Here is a 2,865-nt window from a genome sequence, read left to right on the forward strand (position 1 = left end):
CCCATAGCCGCCCGGTCATGCCCTTGCGGGCGATGGAGCCGAGATAGACCGGCAGCGGCGCATGCAGCAGCAGCGCCCGCGCGCCCGGCACCAGCTGCATCATCGCGGTGGCAAAGCCGTTCACGACATTGGACGGTTTGATGACCACCGCCTCGGCCGGCGCAAACGGCCGCGCCAGCAGCGTGAGCGCGGCATCGAGCACGGGGCCAAGCTGCGCTCCGCCGCTGCCGCGATGCTGCCAGCCGACGATGTCGTTGAGGATCGCCGGTTCCTTGAGGCCCATGGCGACGCCCGGCACATCGAGCGCCCGCGCCAGCACGGTCGAGCAGCAGAAAGCGGAATGGAAAATGAAGTGCAGCGGCGCCCGCGCCGGCCGGGCGGCCATGGCATCGGTGCGGACGATGGGCACGATGTCACCGGCGCCCAGATAGTCGTCGGTCAGGAATGTCGCGGCGCGGTGGTCGGCGCGGGACAGGGCGCGAAACTGCACGGCGTCATGGCCCGGATCATAGCGGTGCGGGAACCACAGCGGATCGCGGGCAATATCGGCGATGTGCAAACCGGGCGGGAGCTGGGCCATGCGCCCATGTGGCGCCGCGCAGGCCTGGCTGCAACCAGAAACGTCACTTGCGATGTACCGGACCAATACAGTATGAAACGGTCTTGTTTCGCGTATTGGAGCCCCGACCGATGATTCGCATTGCCCTGCTTACCGCCGTTTGCGCCGCGGCTTTTGCCGTGCCGGCCATCGCCGCCGACACGCCGGCCGCGCCCACCGCCGCCGAAAAGGGCAAGGAAACCGTCTGCCGCCGCGAGAAGGAAACCGGCAGCCTGGTGAAGGCCAAGAAGACCTGCCACACCCGCGACCAATGGGCGTACATCGACGACACCAACCAGAAATATGCCCGCGATATGGCCGACGACACCCGCACGCGCGCGGGCGGCAACTGAGCCATCACGCTTGAAAATGCCGGGCTGGCGCCGTGCCAGCCCGGCTTTTTCATGTCATCAGGCCAGAGATCATTAGACCAGAGATCATCAGACCGGCGTGAGCGACAATTGCCCTTCGCCGGCATCGACATGGACAGTGACACCGTCGGCGATCCTGCCTGCCAATATGGCGTCGGCCAGCGGGTCTTGCAGGTATTTCTGCACGGTGCGTTTCAAGGGCCGGGCGCCATAGACCGGATCGTAACCCACCGCCGCCAGCCAGTCGCGCGCGGTTTCGGTCAGCACCAGAGTCACCTTGCGGTCTTTCAGCAGCGACTGGACGCGGGCGACCTGCAAATCGACAATCGGCGCCATCGCCGACAGACCAAGCCGCTGGAACAGCACGATTTCATCCAGCCGGTTGAGGAATTCCGGGCGGAAATGCCCGCGCACGACTTCCATGACATCGGCTTCGGCCTCGTCCACATCGGCGCCGTCGGGCAGCGCCGCGATGAACTGGCTGCCCAGATTGCTGGTCAGGATGATCAGCGTGTTGGTGAAATCCACCGTGCGCCCCTGCCCGTCCGTCAGCCGGCCATCGTCGAGCACTTGCAGCAACACGTTGAAGACATCGCCGTGCGCCTTTTCGACCTCGTCGAACAGCACCACCTGATAGGGCCGGCGGCGCACAGCCTCGGTCAGCACGCCGCCTTCCTCATAGCCGACATAGCCCGGAGGCGCGCCGATCAGCCGGGCGACCGAGTGTTTTTCCATGAATTCCGACATGTCGAGCCGGACCATGGCGCGCGGATCGTCGAACAGGAAATTCGCCAGCGCCTTGGTCAGTTCGGTCTTGCCGACACCGGTGGGGCCGAGAAACAGGAAGCTGCCAAGCGGGCGGTTCGGGTCCTGCAGGCCGGCGCGGGCGCGGCGCACGGCGGCCGACACGGCCTTGACGGCGGCGGCCTGCCCGATGACCTGGGCGGACAGAATGCTCTCCATCTTGAGCAGCTTGTCGCGTTCCCCTTCGAGCATGCGGTCCATGGGAATGCCGGTCCAGCGCGAGACCACCGATGCGATATCATCGGCCGTGACTTCCTCGCGCGTCATGGCGTTGGCGGTGGCGCCTTCGGCCTCGGCCAGTTGGCGTTCCAGTTCGGGGATGCGGCCATAGGTCAGCTCGCCAGCCCGGGCGAAATCGCCGCCGCGCTGGGCCTGTTCGACTTCCAGCCGGGCGTGGTCCAGCTGTTCCTTGATGCGCGTGGCGGCGGCGAGCTTGTCCTTCTCTCCCTGCCAGCGCAGCGTCAGTTCGGACGATTGCTGTTCCAGTTCAGACAGTTCGCTGCGCAGCGCCGTCAGCCGGTCGCGCGAGGCGGTGTCGGTTTCGCGTTCCAGCGCGGCGGATTCGATCTTGAGCTGCATGATGCGGCGGTCGAGGTTTTCGATTTCCTCGGGCTTGCTTTCCACTTCCATGCGCAGGCGCGATGCCGCTTCGTCCATCAGGTCGATGGCCTTGTCGGGCAGGAAACGGTCGGCAATGTAGCGATTGGACAGGGTGGCAGCGGCGACGATGGCGCCGTCGGTGATGCGCACGCCGTGATGGAGTTCGTATTTTTCCTTGAGGCCGCGCAGGATCGAGATGGTGTCCTCGACGGTGGGTTCACCGACCATCACCGGCTGGAACCGCCGTTCGAGTGCGGCGTCCTTTTCGACGTGCTTGCGATATTCTTCCAAAGTGGTGGCGCCGATGCAGTGCAGTTCGCCGCGTGCCAGGGCGGGTTTGAGCAGGTTGGAGGCGTCCATGGCGCCCTCGGCCTTGCCGGCGCCGACCAGCGTGTGCATTTCATCGATGAACAGCACCACATCCGAGCCTTCGGCGCGCACTTCGTCGAGCACGCCCTTGAGGCGTTCCTCGAATTCGCCGCGATATTTGGC

At 65.5% G+C, this 2,865-nt stretch carries 2 protein-coding genes and 1 pseudogene; 1 reads left to right on the forward strand and 2 read right to left on the reverse strand.

Annotation, left to right across the window (positions count from 1 at the left end; genetic code table 11):
* Positions 1-580: pseudogene (locus RMQ73_RS05165) on the reverse strand (hypothetical protein); the annotation flags it as partial.
* A 110-nt stretch (positions 581-690) separates the two neighbouring features.
* Between RMQ73_RS05165 and RMQ73_RS05170 the strand changes: the two are divergent.
* Positions 691-951: a hypothetical protein gene (locus tag RMQ73_RS05170; RefSeq protein ID WP_310496997.1), complete on the forward strand. Its 261-nt coding sequence runs from the start codon at positions 691-693 to the stop codon at positions 949-951.
* An 87-nt stretch (positions 952-1,038) separates the two neighbouring features.
* Here RMQ73_RS05170 and RMQ73_RS05175 read toward each other — a convergent pair.
* Positions 1,039-2,865 (reverse strand): AAA family ATPase (locus tag RMQ73_RS05175; RefSeq protein WP_310496998.1); only part of this gene is annotated, 1,827 nt, incomplete at its 5' end.

Origin of the sequence: Sandarakinorhabdus sp., from assembly GCF_031430775.1 — a bacterium.
In the GTDB taxonomy this organism is placed as follows: Bacteria; Pseudomonadota; Alphaproteobacteria; order Sphingomonadales; family Sphingomonadaceae; genus Sandarakinorhabdus.

Excerpts from the sequence above, each read along its gene's own strand:
- RMQ73_RS05170 (WP_310496997.1), top strand. The coding sequence starts at position 691 with ATGATTCGCATTGCCCTGCTTACCGCCGTTTGCGCCGCGGCTTTTGCC.